Here is a 13,330-nt window from a genome sequence, read left to right on the forward strand (position 1 = left end):
ATGCGATCACGAGTGCCGGGGAGAGGCCGGCTAGAAGAGGACCGTCGCGAACGAGCCCGCGGAGACGAACCCGCACCGAGCGTAAACACGCCGAGCCGGCTCGTTGTAATCGTTGACGTACAGGCTCACGGTCGGTGACACCCGCCGGAGGGCGTCCCGCACCACCGTGGCCATCGCCGGCGCGGCCAGCCCCCGGCCGCGGAACTCCGGGTCGACCCACACCCCCTGCACCTGCGCCGTGCTCCGGGTGACGATCGCGAGCTCGGCCTTGAAGATGACCCGGTCGCCGAGAAACCGGGCGTACGCCCGCTTGCCCTTCACCAGCTCGGCGATCCGGCGCCGATAGCCGCGGCCGCCGTCGTCGAGCAGCGGGGAGACGCCGACCTCCTCGGTGTACATCGCCACGGCCGCGGGGAAGAGCTGGTCGACCTCGCTCGGGCGGACCAGTCGCACCTCGGGGTCGGGCCCGATCGCCGGATCACGGTCGGCAACCAGCAGCGGCTGGTTCGGGCGCAGGTCGCGGGCGCGGCCCCAATACCCGCCGAGGCGGTCCCAGAGGTCGAGGACCTGCTCGGAGCGGCCGATGATCGACGAGCAGATGCGGGTCTCGGAGCCGAGCATGTCGGCGAAGGCGGCCGTCGCGTTCGGCGTCGCGCAGACCGGCACCAGGTGCGCGCCGGACCAGACGATCGACTCGACCCGCCGGCCCTGCCCGTACCCGAAGATGCGCCCGTCGGACCGCCACCAGTTCAGGCCGTGCGCGGCGACCCGCTCGGCGATCTGAGCGCCCGCGTAGGGATCGCGGTCGAGGATCCGCTCGACCGCCGCGCGCTCGGACTCCCCGAGTTGGCGAATGGGCACCGTCAGCACAGGTATCACATTGCCAGATCCGGTGCCCTCGACACGTGCCGCAACCCCCTGTCTTGAAGAAACCCTTGCCAGCGATGCATTGCCGATATATCGTCAAACTATCGACGACAGAACGGAGATAATCATGAGGCACACAGAAGGTTTCCACGGACGTCGCATGCGTGGCGGGTTCTTCGGCCCCGGGTTCCCCTTCGGCGGCCCGGAGTTCGGCGGCCCCGGCGGGTTCGGCCCAGGCGGGCCCGGCTTCCGAGGCCAACGCCGCGGAGGCCGCGGCAGCCGGCTCAACGTGCGGCCCGCCGTGCTCGCGCTCCTGCTCGAGCGCCCGATGCACGGCTACGAGATCATCCAGGAGCTCGACTCCCGCACCAACGGCATCTGGCGTCCCAGCCCCGGCTCGGTCTACCCGACCCTCCAGCTCCTGGAGGACGAGGGCCTGATCGAGGCGGCGGCCGAGGGCGGCCGCAAGAGCTATCACCTGACCGACGCGGGCCGGCCCGAGGCCGAGACGGCGGCGCAGAACCCGCCGTGGGCCAGCATCGGCGACGACACCATGAACCAGGTGCAGGACTTCCGCGACGCGGCGGTCGGCATCATGGGCGCGCTCAAGCAGGTCGGCTTCAACGGCACCCCGGAGCAGCGCCAGAAGGCGCTCGAGGTGCTCAACGAGACCAAGCGCAAGCTCTACGCGATCCTCGCCGACGCCGAGTAAGGCCGGCCGGGAAAGAGCTTCAGCCGGGTGGGAAGGCGCATTCCGCGGGGGTGCGCCTTCTTGCTTTCACCGTACGAGGCGAGCCCCGTACGGTGCTTACCGGCCCAGGGCGGTCAGGGTTTCCAGCAGGGCCGCCGGGCCGCCGGACTCCAGCTCCGGGGTCGGTAGCAGGGCCATGACCGGGACGGTCACGCCGGCCTGGGCGTAGGCCTCCACCTTGGACCGGCACTGCGCCGGGCTGCCGTGCACGATCAGGTCGTCGACGACCTCGTCGGGGATCGCGGCCAGGGCCGCCTTGCGCTCGCCGGCCGCCCACGCCTCCCACATCGGGGTCAGCGTCTCGGTGCGGCCCAGCCAGCGGTGGAACGCGGCGTACGCCGGAACGGTCAGGTAGGCGGCGATCAGGCGGCGGGCCGTCGCGCGGGCGTAAGCGGCGTCGTCGGTGGGGCAGACGAAGATGCGGGCCGCCACGTCAAAGCCGGCCGGCGCGGCCTTCGTCTCGGCCAGCGCCGTGCCGACGTCGGCGGGGGAGAGCCAGTTCAGGATCACCCCGTCGGCCTCGGCGGCGGCCAGCCGCAGCATGCCGGGGCGCAGCGCGGCCAGCAGGACCTGCGGCGGGGTGGCCGGCGGGCGTTCGAGGCGGAACCGGCGCACCGCGAAGGTGCCGTAGTCGTGGTCGACCAGGTCGCCGGCGAGCGCGGACTTGAGGAAGCGGAGCATGTCGCGGCTGCGCGCGTACGGCTCGGTGAAGTCGACCGAGTTCCAGGCGCCGACCACGACCGGGGACGACGAGCCGATGCCGAGCTGGAACCGGCCCGGCGCCGCCTCGGCCAGCGCGGCGGCGCTCATCGCCAGCAGGCCCGGCCCGCGGGTGAAGACCGGCGCGATCGCCGTGCCCAGGCGCATCGACGGCGTCCACGCGGCGGCCATCGCCAGCGGCGTGAAGGCGTCGCTCCCGGCCACCTCGGACGACCAGAGATCGGTGAATCCGGCCCCGGCCAGCGCGTCGCAGACGGCCCGGTGGTCGGCCAGCGGAACCCCGCCCAGCGGCACGGTCATGCCCCATCGCATCGACATGCGCATGATCCTGCCTGGCGTTGTGAGTGAGGTCCACCACCGTGACGTGTGGGATTAACCCCTCGCGGCTATATTTTTGTACTGACCGGTCAGTTTAAAAGAAGGGTCCATGATGCCGGTGCTCACCGCCCGAGGGGCCGGGGTTCGTCACCGCCGCCGCTGGCTCTTCCGCGATCTCGACCTCCACGTCGAGCCGGGCGACCTGGTCGCCGTGGTCGGCCCGCCCGGCAGCGGCCGCACGACGCTGCTGCTCGCGCTGGCCCGCCGGTTCCGGCTGTCGGCCGGGAAGATCACGATCGACGGCGGGTCGGCGCTGGGCCACGTGCCCGCGGTGACCGCGCCGGAACCGGTCTTCACGGTCGCCGAGCATGTCCGCGAGCGGCTCGCGTTGCTGGGCCGCAAGAAGGGCGAGCCGGTCGACCTGCTGGGCCTCGACCCGGAGCTCAAGGGGCGCGATCTGACCCCGTACGAGAAGCAGGTCCTGGGTCTGGTCCTGGCGCTGCTGTCCGGTCCGGCGCTGATCGCGCTGGACGGCCTCGACGACGGCCTGGAAGCGGGCGAGCGAGAGGCCCTGCTCAAGCAGCTGGCCGAGATCGCCGCCGAGGGCACCGCGGTCGTCTTCACCGCCCGTGACATCGACCCGGCGTCGGTGACCACGGTGATCCGCCTGGTCGGCCGGCATGCCGGCGACGGCGAGGCGGCCATGCCGGCGGTGACGGCATCTGCCTCCGCGGCGGATACCGCGGTGTTGCAGGTCTCCGCGGATACCGCGGTGCTGCAGATTTCCGTGGCGGATACCGCAGTGCTGACTTTTCCGGAGATGTCCGATGTGGAGGGGTCCGACGTGGATGCGGCGGACACCGAGGGGGAACGATGAAGATCCTGACCCTGGCCAGGATGGAGATCAGGCGATTCCTGCGCAGCCGGCTCACGGCGGCGGCGCTGGCCGTGCTCTGCGTGGTGCCGCTGCTGTACGGCGCGCTCTACCTGTATGCGTTCTGGGATCCGTACGGCCGGCTCAACCACATCCCGGCGGCGCTGGTCGTCGAGGACCGGCCGGCCAAGGCGAGCGACGGCAGCACGGTGCACGCCGGGCGAGACCTCGCCGACGAGCTGGAGCGGCGGCAGGTCTTCGACTGGCACGCCACCGACGAGAAGGCGGCCGAGAAAGGTCTGGCCGACGGCAAGTACCAGATCGTGCTGCGCATTCCGGCGGACTTCTCGGCGAACCTGGCCAAGGCCCCGAACGCCAAGGACACCGCGCAGACCGCCCAGTTGCGGGCGGTCAGCAACGACGCCACCAACTACCTGTCCGGCGTGTTCGCGAAGACCGCGTTCAACGAGGTGCGCTCGGCCGCCTCGGCCAGCGCCTCGGTCAAGTACTACGACAAGATGCTGATCGGCTTCACCGACCTCAAGTCGCAGACCCAGAAGGCCGCCGACGGTGCGGGAAAGATCGACACGAACCTCCGGACCGCCGGTAATGGGGCCGGGAAGGTCGCGACCGGGATCGACCGGGCGCACCGCGGGGCCGGCCAGCTCGCGACCGGGCTCGACCAGGCGAACCACGGCGCCGGCGACCTGGTCGACGGCCTCACCCGGCTGAACGAGGGCGCCCAGCAGCTGGCCACCGGCACCCAGCAGGCGGCGGCCGGCGGCCGGCAGCTCGCGACCGCGGTCGACGCCGCGGCCGACAAGATCGAGCCGGCGCTGCGGAACAACGCGAAGAACATCGCGGACGCCGCGAACCTGGTGGCGGCCGGCGCGGACACCCTCGCCGCGAACATCGGCCAGATCGACCAGCTCGCCAACCAGGCCGTGCACGACGCGAAGCAGCTGCAGGCCTACCTGAACGAGCTGCCGCCCGACACGCCGGGGCTCGCCGACGCCAAGGCGACGGCCGCCAAGCTGGTCGCGGCGGCCGAGAAGGCGCAGCACATCATCAAGGCCGCCGACCTAGACCAGCTGCGCAAACAGCTCAAGCAGGTGGCGGCCACGGCCCGGCAGGTCGCCGTGGCGGCCCCGCACCTCGCCGACGACATCGACGCGGCCCGCAGCCGGGTCGACCAGCTGGCCGACGGGCTCGGGCAGCTCGCCACCGGCGCGCAGCGGCTGCAGACCGGCACCGCGCAGGCCAAGGACGGCGCCGAGAAGCTGCAGGGCGGGATCTACCGGCTGGACACCGGCGCCCGCCAGCTCAGCGGCGGACTGGCCCAGCTCTCCTCCGGTCAGCACCAGCTGGTCGACGGTCTCGGCCAGTTGCAGGGCGGCGCCGACCAGCTCGCCTCCGGGCTGAGCGACGGCGCCGCGCAGATCCCCGGCTACGGCGACGACCCGTCGCAGCGGGCCGACGTGCTGGCCGACCCGGTCTCGCTGGAGCGCACCGTGCAGCACCCGGCCGGCACGTACGGCGTCGGCTTCGCCCCGTACTTCCTCGCCCTGGCGCTCTGGGTCGGCGCGATGATCACGTACATGCTGCTGCGCCCGCTCAACCGGCGGCACCAGATGTCCGGCGTGCGGGCCACCCGGGTCGCGCTGGCCGGGCTGCTGCCCGCGGTCGCGATCGGATTCACCCAGGCGACGCTGCTGTTCGCGGTGGTGTGCTTCGGGCTCGGGCTGTCCCCGATGCACCCGATGCTGACCTGGGGGCTGCTGCTGCTCACCGCCGCGGCCTTCGCCGCGATCATGCAGCTGATCGGGGCCGCCCTCGGCGCGGCCGGCCGGATCATCGCGCTGGCTCTGCTGATGCTGCAGCTGACCTCGTCCGGGGGCACCTATCCGGTGCAGACCACCCCGGGCTTCTTCCAGGCGATCCACCCCGCGATGCCGATGACGTACGTGGTGGCGGCCGTGCGCCAGGCGATCGACGGGGGCACGACCGGTCCGGTGGTGACCGGGGTGCTGGTGCTCCTGGCGTACGGAATCTGCTCGTGGATTTTGACCGTGCTCGTCGCTCGCCGCGGGCGGCAACTGACCCCGTCGAAGCTCCACCCGGAGCTGGCGATCTGAGCGGTGTGATGAACTGGCGTCGTGACGAAGGACGGGACCGTGACGGACGGGCGCAGTCGGCGGCGAGCCGACACCCGGCAGCGGTTGTACGAGGCGGCCGTCGAGCTGATCGCCGAGCAGGGCTTCTCGGCGACCACGGTGGACGACATCGCGCTGCGCGCCAAGGTCGCCAAGGGCACCGTCTACTACAACTTCAAGTCGAAGAACGACCTGTTCGAGGAGCTGCTGCGGCACGGGATCGAGCTGCTCACCGACGAGTTCCGCGCGGCGGTGCAAGGACTGCCGCCGCGCGAGGCGGTCGGCGCGCTGGTGCGGGCTCAGCTGAACTACATCCAGCGCTATCAGGCGTTCGCCCAGCTGCTGCTCTCCGAGATGTGGCGCACCAACCGGGAGTGGCACCAAACCCTGATCCTGCTGCGTGAGCAGGCGATCGGCGTGATCGCCGAGACGTTGCGGGCCGGTGTGGACACCGGCGACCTGCCGAGCGATCTCGACGTGCGGGTCGCGTCGGCGGCATTGTTCGGCATCGGACTGGTGGTGGCGGTTGACTGGCTGGTCTTCCAGCCGGAGCGGCCGATCGAGGACGTCGAGGAGTCGCTGCTGGCGATCGTCCGCCGCCGGCTTTAGGCGGCCGGCGCGGTGGGTGTGGGGCGGTCGAGGTCGTCTTCCGGGGTGAGGACGCCGCCCAGCTCGATGATCCGGCGATGAGCGATGGCCAGGCGATCCTCCAGGATGACGATGCGGCATGCGGCGGTGAGCAGGATGCCCTCGTCGAGGAGCTGGCGGACGCGGACGGCCAGTTGGAGCTGGTGGCGCGAGTAGCGGCGGTGGCCGCCGGCGGAGCGGTCGGGCTCGATCAAGCCCGCGGCGCCCAGACTGCGGAGAAAGGCCGGAGTCACACCGATCATGTCGGCCGCCCGGCCCATCGTGTACGCCGGGAAGTCGGCGTCATCGAAGGCGGAGCTCATCTGTCCTTTCCCGGGGGTTGGGGAGGATGTCACGCGGGGGATCACAGTCCAAGGCCCCGGCGGGTAACCGGGGCCCTGGCTTTTCAATTCTGATGCCGACCGTCGTCGGCGCATGCGGTCGTCCGTCTGCGTGCCGCTAGCGGACGACCTGAATGATGGGCATCGGCTGCGATCACCTCTTGTCGGGTCGGGGACGTTGTGATTACGCGTTGCTGCGGTATCTCGTCCTCCTTAGCCAACTCGGGGTCTGTGCCAGTTGCATGTCGGCTGTGCGTGGCCGACTCCAGGAATGCTATGCCCGAGACGCGCTGATTTCTAGTACCGCGGCTGTAGATTTTTCGGACAAAAGGTCCGACCAAGGCTTGGCCTCGGTGTCTATGGCGGCGGTGCGGGGCGGGCGCCGGGCGCGGCGAAGCCGCACTGGAGAGAGGTGACCGCGCCCCGCACCGCCGCGGGGCAGGGGCGAGTGGACAGCCCCTGAGCGCGAAGCCTGCCGAGGGCTTGCGTTGTCTGTTCTGTCTACGAGTGTGGCGGTCCGCACGCACCGCGAGCAACGCAATTAACGCTGATCATTGACGCGCGTAACAACCTGGGGAGATCATCACGGCACGCGGTGACTTCGGTCACAGCAACCCTTCGGTCCAGGGAGTGCGCATGAGCGTCAACCCAGCACCCAGCACCGACGAAGAACGCCTGGCCCAACTCGGCTACCAACAGGAACTGCATCGCCGACTCTCCGGCTTCTCGAACTTCGCGGTCTCCTTCTCGATCATTTCCATCCTGGCCGGTGCGATCACGTCGTACGGCATCGCCATGACCGCCGGCGGCCCGCTCGCGATCACGCTCGGCTGGCTGGCCGTGGGCATCATGGTCACTTTCGTCGCGCTGGCCATGGCCGAGGTCTGCTCGGCGTATCCGACGGCCGGCGCGCTCTACTGGTGGGCGGCGGCGCTCGCCCGGAAGAACAAGGCCGCCTGGGCCTGGTTCGTGGGCTGGTTCAACTTCCTCGGCGAGGTCGCGGTCACCGCGGCCATCGACTTCGGCGCGGCGATCACCACGGCGGCGTTCCTGAGCCTGACCTTCGACATGGAGGTCACCCCGGCCCGCACCTTCCTGATCTTCCTGGCGATCATCATCGTGCACGGGCTGCTGAACACCTTCGGCGTCAACCTCGTCAAGATCCTCTCCGACGTCAGCGCCTGGTGGCACCTGGTCGGCGTGGGCGTGATCGTGGTGCTGCTGGCGGTCCTGCCCGACCAGCACAAGCCGATCTCCCAGGTGTTCACCGAGGTGCACAACGCCACCGGCTTCACCTTCGCCGGGGCGAGCGTGTACGCCGTTCTCATCGGCCTGCTGATGGCGCAGTACACCTACACCGGGTACGACGCGTCGGCGCACGTCGCGGAGGAGACGCACGACGCCGCCAACGCCGCCCCGCGCGGCATCGTGATGTCCGTGGTGGTCTCGGTGATCGCCGGCTTCGTGCTGCTGTTCGCGATCACCTGGTCGATCCAGGACTACGAGGCCGAGCGGACCACCGCGCTGGGCCTGCCGCCCGCACAGATCTTCATCGACGCGGTCGGCCACAACACCGGCACGTTCCTGGTGTTCATCTGCATGGTCGCGCAGTGGTTCTGCGGGATGGCGTCGGTGACCGCGAACTCGCGGATGTCGTACGCGTTCTCCCGGGACGGCGCGCTGCCCGGCTCGCGGATCTGGAAGCAGGTCAACCCGCGGACCGGCACGCCGACCAACTCGATCTGGCTGTGCGTGACGCTCGCCGCCATCCTGGTGCTCCCGTCGTTGTGGAACACCACGGCGTACCTGGCGGCAACCTCGATCGCGGTGATCGGGCTCTACATCGCGTACGTGGCGCCGGTGTTCCTGCGGCGGATGAACCCCGAGTTCCAGCCCGGTCCGTGGAACCTCGGCAAATGGAGCGCGCCGGTCGGCTGGATCGCGATCGTCTGGGTCGTGGTCATCTGCGTGCTGTTCGTGCTGCCGACGGCCAGCCCGATCACGGCGACGACCTTCAACTACACGATCGTGGCCGTGGCGATCGTGGTGGGCGCCGCGACGATCTGGTGGTTCGCGAGCGCCAAGAACTGGTTCACCGGCCCGCGGTCCAACCTCATCGACAAGGCCGCACACGGCGAGCAGACCTTGCCTACCGAATGATCAACTGATGAAGTCCGGGGGACGGGCGTTCGCTCGTCCCCCGGAATCATCGTGAGGACGGTGCCATGGACCTGGAGGAGCTCGACGTCTCCGTCGACAACGGCAGCATCGACACCGTGCTGCTGGCCCTGACCGACATGCAGGGCCGCCTGCAGGGCAAACGCCTGCACGGGCGGTACTTCGTGGACGAGGTGGTCACCGGCGGCAGCGAGGGGTGCAACTATCTGCTGGCCGTCGACGTCGACATGAACACGGTGGACGGCTACCCGATGTCCTCCTGGTCCACCGGCTACGGCGACTTCGTGATGCAGCCCGACTTCGCCACCCTGCGCAGGGTGCCGTGGCAGCCGAAGACCGCGCTGGTGCTGGCCGACCTGTTCACCGTCGGCGGCGAGTCGGTCTACGCGTCGCCCCGGCAGATCCTGCGGCGCCAGCTGGATCGCCTCGCCGAGCACGGGCTGACCGCGTTCGCCGGCACCGAGCTCGAGTTCGTGCTCTACCGGGACAGCTACGAGCAGGCGTTCGACAAGAACTACCGCGACCTGATCCCGGCCAACCAGTACAACGTGGACTACTCGATGCTCGGCACCGCGCGGGTCGAGCCGCTCCTGCGCCGCATCCGCAACGAGATGTACGGCGCCGGCCTGCAACCGGAGAGCGCCAAGGGCGAGTGCAACTTCGGCCAGCACGAGATCGCCTTCCGCTACGCCGACGCGCTCACCTGCGCCGATCATCACGTGATCTACAAGAACGGGGCCAAGGAGATCGCCGCCCAGGAGGGCATGGCGCTCACCTTCATGGCCAAGCCGAACGCCCGCGAGGGCAACTCCTGCCACATCCACTTCTCGCTGCGCGGGCGGGACGGGCGGTCGGCGATGCTCGGCGACGGGCCCGGCCATCTCAGCGTGACCGGGCAGCGGGTGCTGGCCGGGCTGCTCGCCACGATGCGCGAGTTCAGCCTGTTCTTCGCGCCGAACATCAACTCGTACAAGCGGTACCAGCCCGGGTCGTTCGCGCCGACCGCGGTGCGCTGGGGCGTGGACAACCGCACCTGTGCGCTGCGGATGGCCGGGCACGGCCAGGGCATGCGGGTGGAGAACCGGGTTCCGGGCGGGGACGTCAACCCGTACCTGGCGATCGCCGCGCTGGTGGCCGGGGCGATCTATGGCATCGAACACGAACTCGAGCTGGAGCCCGAGTTCACCGGTAATGCTTACCAGGACGCCACCGCCCCGCGGGTGCCCGCGACGCTGCGCGAGGCGGGCGAGCTCTGGCTCGGCAGTTCGATCGCCCGGGAGGCGTTCGGCGCGGACGTGCTCGGCCACTACGCGAACATGGCCCGGGTCGAGCAGGCCGCCTTCGACGCCGCGGTGACCGACTGGGAACTGCGCCGGGGCTTCGAGAGACTGTGAAAGGCTCTGTTTCGTGCCGACCGATGTGATCAACCCGGCGACGGGAACCGTACTGACCAGCGTCCCTTCGCTGGGGCTCGAGGAGACCGACGCCGCGATCGAGCGGGCTCACCGGGCCTTTCCGGCCTGGCGGGCGGTCGCGCCGGGCGAGCGGGCGCGGCTGCTGCGCCGTTTCGCCGCGGTGGTGGACGAGTACCTCGACGAGCTCGCCGGTCTGGAGGTGGCCAACGCCGGGCACACCATCGGCAACGCCCGATGGGAGGCCGGCAACGTCCGGGACGTGCTCAACTACTACGCGGGCGCGCCCGAGCGGCTGATCGGCAAGCAGATCCCGGTCCCCGGCGGCCTCGACGTGACCTTCCACGAGCCGCTCGGCGTGGTCGGCATCATCGTGCCGTGGAACTTCCCGATGCCGATCGCCGGCTGGGGGTTCGCCCCGGCGCTCGCGGCCGGTAACACGGTCGTCCTCAAGCCGGCCGAGCTCACCCCGCTCACCGCGATCCGCCTCGGCGAGCTCGCGCTGGAGGCGGGCCTGCCGGCGGACGTCTTCCAGATCGTCCCCGGCAAGGGCTCGATCGTCGGCCGGCGGTTCGTCACCCACCCCGCGGTCCGCAAGGTCTGCTTCACCGGCTCCACCGACGTGGGCAAGTCGATCATGGCGGGCTGCGCCGACCAGGTGAAGCGGGTGACGCTCGAGCTGGGCGGCAAGAGCGCCAACATCGTCTTCGCCGACGCCGACCTGGAGAAGGCGGCGGCGTCCGCGCCGTCGTCCGTCTTCGACAACGCCGGCCAGGACTGTTGCGCGCGGTCCCGGCTGCTGGTCCAGGAGTCGGTGTACGACAAGTTCTTGGCCCTGCTGGAGCCGGCCGTCCGCGCCTTCCGGGTTTCCGATCCCGCCGAGGCCACCGCCGAGATGGGCCCGCTGATCTCCGCGGCCCACCGCGACACCGTGGCATCCTACGTGGACGGCGCTGATATCGGATTTGTCGGAACTGCCCCCTCAGGGGACGGATGGTGGTTCCCGCCGACCGTGTTGCTCGCCCGCTCGCCCGACGACCGGCATTGGCGTGAAGAGGTCTTCGGGCCCGTTTTGAGCGTGTTGCCGTTCAAGGACGAGGAGGACGCCGTCCGGCTGGCCAACGACACCGAGTATGGCCTCTCCGGCTCGCTGTGGACCCGCGACCTGGGCCGGGCGCTGCGCGTCTCGCGAGCGGTGGAGACCGGCGCGCTCAGCGTCAACAGCCACTCCTCGGTGCGCTACTGGACCCCGTTCGGCGGCATGAAGCAGTCCGGCCTCGGCCGCGAGCTCGGCCCGGACGCGCTGCACGGCTTCACCGATGTCAAGAACGTGTTCCTAGCCTCGGGAGAATAAGTGGATCGTTTGCAGGACCGGATCGCCGTGATTACCGGCGCCGGCAGTGGGATCGGGCTGGCCACCGCCCGGCGGTTCGCGGCCGAGGGCGCCTTCGTCGTCGCCGTGGACATTTCCGCCGAGACGGGCAAGGCGATCGCCGAGGAGACCGGCGGCGAGTTCGTCGCCTGCGACGTGTCCGACGAGGAGCAGGTCCGGGCGCTCTTCGACGGGGTCGTCGAGCGGCACGGCCGGGTCGACATCGCCTTCAACAACGCCGGCATCTCGCCGCCCGACGACGACTCGATCCTGGTCACCGGGATCGAGGCGTGGGAGCGGGTGCTCAAGGTCAACACGACCTCGGTGTTCTTCTGCTGCAAGTACGCGATCCCGCACATGCAGCGCCAGGGCAAGGGCTCGATCATCAACACCGCATCGTTCGTGGCGCTGCTCGGCGCGGCGACCTCGCAGATCGCGTACACCGCGAGCAAGGGCGGGGTGCTGGCGATGACCCGGGAGCTCGGCGTGCAGTTCGCCCGCGAGGGAATCCGGATCAACGCGCTCTGTCCGGGACCGGTGGCGACCCCGCTGCTGCTGGAGCTGTTCGCGAAGGATCCGGAGCGGGCCGCACGCCGGCTCGTGCACGTGCCGATGGGCCGGTTCGCCGAGCCGGCCGAGATCGCCGCCGCGGTGGCGTTCCTGGCCAGCGACGACGCCTCGTTCATGACCGCGTCCCAGTTCGTGGTCGACGGCGGCATCACCGGGGCTTATGTAACTCCATTGTGATGTTTGAGCACCCCGATCAATGGGGACGAGGGTGGTACGCCCAGCTCAGCAGGCGTAGGGGTCGAATCCCCGCCGACTCAGGCCTGCCCCTGCGCCGGTGGGCAGAGGGGCCCGGGCGCGGCGCCGTCCGGCGACGGACGACGCCGCGCACCCAGGAACCGCACAGGAGGACGTACGGGATCCGCCGTCTGGGCGACACAGACCGAAACATGATCTGACTACGGTGGAGCGATGCGTCCGATCATCGGCATCACTACCTATGTGCTGCCCGCGACCTTCGGGGTCTGGCACGACCTGCCCTCGGCGCTGGTTCCGTACGACTACGTCGCCGCGGTGCACGAGGCCGGCGGCCGGGCGGTGCTGCTGCCGCCGGACGACCAGGACGCCGATGTGCTCGCCCGGCTGGACGGCCTGGTGCTGGCAGGCGGGCCCGACCTGGAGCCCGGCCGGTACGGTGCCGCGCGCGAGCCGCTGACCGAGAGTCACCCGGAGCGGGACGCCGGCGAGTTCGCGCTCGTGCGGCAGGCGTTGGAGCTGGACCTCCCGCTACTCGGCGTGTGCCGGGGCATGCAGGTGCTCACCGTCGCGGCCGGCGGCCGGCTGCACCAGCACCTGCCCGACGTGCTCGGCCACGAGAAGCACCGGCCCGCCCCCGGCGTGTACGGCGAGCACGAGGCCAGGTTCGAGCCCGGCAGCCGGATCGACGCGCTGATGGGCGACGACGTCGTCATCCACTGCTACCACCACCAGGGCGTCGCCGACCCGGGCGCGCTCACCGTCACCGGCTGGGCCGAGGACGGGCTGCCCGAGGCGGTCGAGGACCGAGCCAAGCGGTTCGTTCTCGGCGTGCAGTGGCATCCGGAGGTGGTCCGCGACCGGCGCCTGTTCGGCGCGCTGGTCGCGGCCGCCGAACCCTAAACGGGCCCGGCGGCGTGCCGAAAGTCACGGAGACCGTGAGCGACCAGGAGGA

Annotated in this window: 12 protein-coding genes; 9 read left to right on the forward strand and 3 right to left on the reverse strand. The window is 70.4% G+C overall.

Annotated features, from left to right (window positions below; translation table 11 throughout):
- Positions 1-30: 30 nt before the first annotated feature.
- Entirely contained in the window at positions 31-870 is an 840-nt protein-coding gene (locus ODJ79_RS08435) for a GNAT family N-acetyltransferase (protein WP_263022755.1), read from the reverse strand.
- A 124-nt stretch (positions 871-994) separates the two neighbouring features.
- Between ODJ79_RS08435 and ODJ79_RS08440 the strand changes: the two genes are divergently transcribed.
- Positions 995-1,579 carry a PadR family transcriptional regulator gene (locus tag ODJ79_RS08440; RefSeq protein WP_263022756.1) on the forward strand — a complete coding sequence of 195 codons (585 nt, stop codon included), beginning with the start codon at positions 995-997 and terminating at the stop codon, positions 1,577-1,579.
- A 96-nt stretch (positions 1,580-1,675) separates the two neighbouring features.
- On the opposite strand, the gene ODJ79_RS08445 is transcribed toward ODJ79_RS08440, so the two are convergent.
- A complete protein-coding gene (locus ODJ79_RS08445) occupies positions 1,676-2,638 on the reverse strand; it encodes an LLM class F420-dependent oxidoreductase (RefSeq protein WP_263022825.1) in 963 nt (320 codons plus the stop codon).
- Positions 2,639-2,765: 127 nt separating this feature from the next.
- Here ODJ79_RS08445 and ODJ79_RS08450 point away from each other — a divergent pair, with 127 nt between their 5' ends.
- Genes ODJ79_RS08450 through ODJ79_RS08460 form a run of 3 tightly spaced genes read left to right on the forward strand, consistent with a single transcriptional unit; the run spans position 2,766 to position 6,292 of the window.
- A complete protein-coding gene (locus ODJ79_RS08450) occupies positions 2,766-3,533 on the forward strand; it encodes an ABC transporter ATP-binding protein (RefSeq protein ID WP_263022757.1) in 768 nt (255 codons plus the stop codon).
- Positions 3,530-5,665, forward strand: coding sequence for a YhgE/Pip domain-containing protein (locus tag ODJ79_RS08455; RefSeq protein ID WP_263022758.1), 2,136 nt, complete (start codon positions 3,530-3,532; stop codon positions 5,663-5,665). The genes ODJ79_RS08450 and ODJ79_RS08455 overlap by 4 nt, the downstream gene beginning before the upstream one ends.
- A 39-nt stretch (positions 5,666-5,704) precedes the next feature.
- Entirely contained in the window at positions 5,705-6,292 is a 588-nt protein-coding gene (locus tag ODJ79_RS08460) for a TetR/AcrR family transcriptional regulator (RefSeq protein ID WP_263022826.1), read from the forward strand.
- Here ODJ79_RS08460 and ODJ79_RS08465 read toward each other — a convergent pair.
- Positions 6,289-6,633, reverse strand: coding sequence for a MerR family transcriptional regulator (locus ODJ79_RS08465; protein WP_263022759.1), 345 nt, complete (start codon positions 6,631-6,633; stop codon positions 6,289-6,291). The genes ODJ79_RS08460 and ODJ79_RS08465 overlap by 4 nt on opposite strands.
- Positions 6,634-7,287: 654 nt before the next feature.
- Between ODJ79_RS08465 and ODJ79_RS08470 the strand changes: the two genes are divergently transcribed.
- The 5 genes from ODJ79_RS08470 (at position 7,288) to ODJ79_RS08490 (ending at position 13,278) form a co-directional block, all read left to right on the forward strand.
- The gene (locus tag ODJ79_RS08470; RefSeq protein WP_263022760.1) at positions 7,288-8,811 is read left to right on the forward strand and encodes an amino acid permease; all 1,524 of its coding nucleotides are present in this window, start codon (positions 7,288-7,290) and stop codon (positions 8,809-8,811) included.
- A 65-nt stretch (positions 8,812-8,876) separates the two neighbouring features.
- The gene (locus ODJ79_RS08475) at positions 8,877-10,223 is read left to right on the forward strand and encodes a glutamine synthetase family protein (protein ID WP_263022761.1); all 1,347 of its coding nucleotides are present in this window, start codon (positions 8,877-8,879) and stop codon (positions 10,221-10,223) included.
- 13 nt (positions 10,224-10,236) lie between these two features.
- Entirely contained in the window at positions 10,237-11,595 is a 1,359-nt protein-coding gene (locus ODJ79_RS08480) for an aldehyde dehydrogenase family protein (RefSeq protein ID WP_263022762.1), read from the forward strand.
- On the forward strand, positions 11,596-12,360 hold the full coding sequence (locus tag ODJ79_RS08485) for a 3-oxoacyl-ACP reductase (protein ID WP_263022763.1): 765 nt from the start codon (positions 11,596-11,598) through the stop codon (positions 12,358-12,360).
- A gap of 231 nt (positions 12,361-12,591) precedes the next feature.
- Entirely contained in the window at positions 12,592-13,278 is a 687-nt protein-coding gene (locus tag ODJ79_RS08490; RefSeq protein ID WP_263022764.1) for a gamma-glutamyl-gamma-aminobutyrate hydrolase family protein, read from the forward strand.
- The last annotated feature ends 52 nt before the right edge of the window (positions 13,279-13,330 follow it).

Source organism: Actinoplanes sp. KI2, assembly GCF_025630775.1.
Classification (GTDB): Bacteria; Actinomycetota; Actinomycetes; order Mycobacteriales; family Micromonosporaceae; genus Actinoplanes.

What these genes read in the sequence shown, in the direction of transcription:
- ODJ79_RS08440 (WP_263022756.1), top strand. Translation starts at nt 995, where the DNA reads ATGAGGCACACAGAAGGTTTCCACGGACGTCGCATGCGTGGCGGGTTC.
- ODJ79_RS08445 (WP_263022825.1), bottom strand. Translation starts at nt 2,638, where the DNA reads ATGACCGTGCCGCTGGGCGGGGTTCCGCTGGCCGACCACCGGGCCGTC.
- ODJ79_RS08450 (WP_263022757.1), top strand. Translation starts at nt 2,766, where the DNA reads ATGATGCCGGTGCTCACCGCCCGAGGGGCCGGGGTTCGTCACCGCCGC.
- ODJ79_RS08455 (WP_263022758.1), top strand. Translation starts at nt 3,530, where the DNA reads ATGAAGATCCTGACCCTGGCCAGGATGGAGATCAGGCGATTCCTGCGC.
- ODJ79_RS08465 (WP_263022759.1), bottom strand. Translation starts at nt 6,633, where the DNA reads ATGAGCTCCGCCTTCGATGACGCCGACTTCCCGGCGTACACGATGGGC.
- ODJ79_RS08470 (WP_263022760.1), top strand. Translation starts at nt 7,288, where the DNA reads ATGAGCGTCAACCCAGCACCCAGCACCGACGAAGAACGCCTGGCCCAA.
- ODJ79_RS08475 (WP_263022761.1), top strand. Translation starts at nt 8,877, where the DNA reads ATGGACCTGGAGGAGCTCGACGTCTCCGTCGACAACGGCAGCATCGAC.
- ODJ79_RS08490 (WP_263022764.1), top strand. Translation starts at nt 12,592, where the DNA reads ATGCGTCCGATCATCGGCATCACTACCTATGTGCTGCCCGCGACCTTC.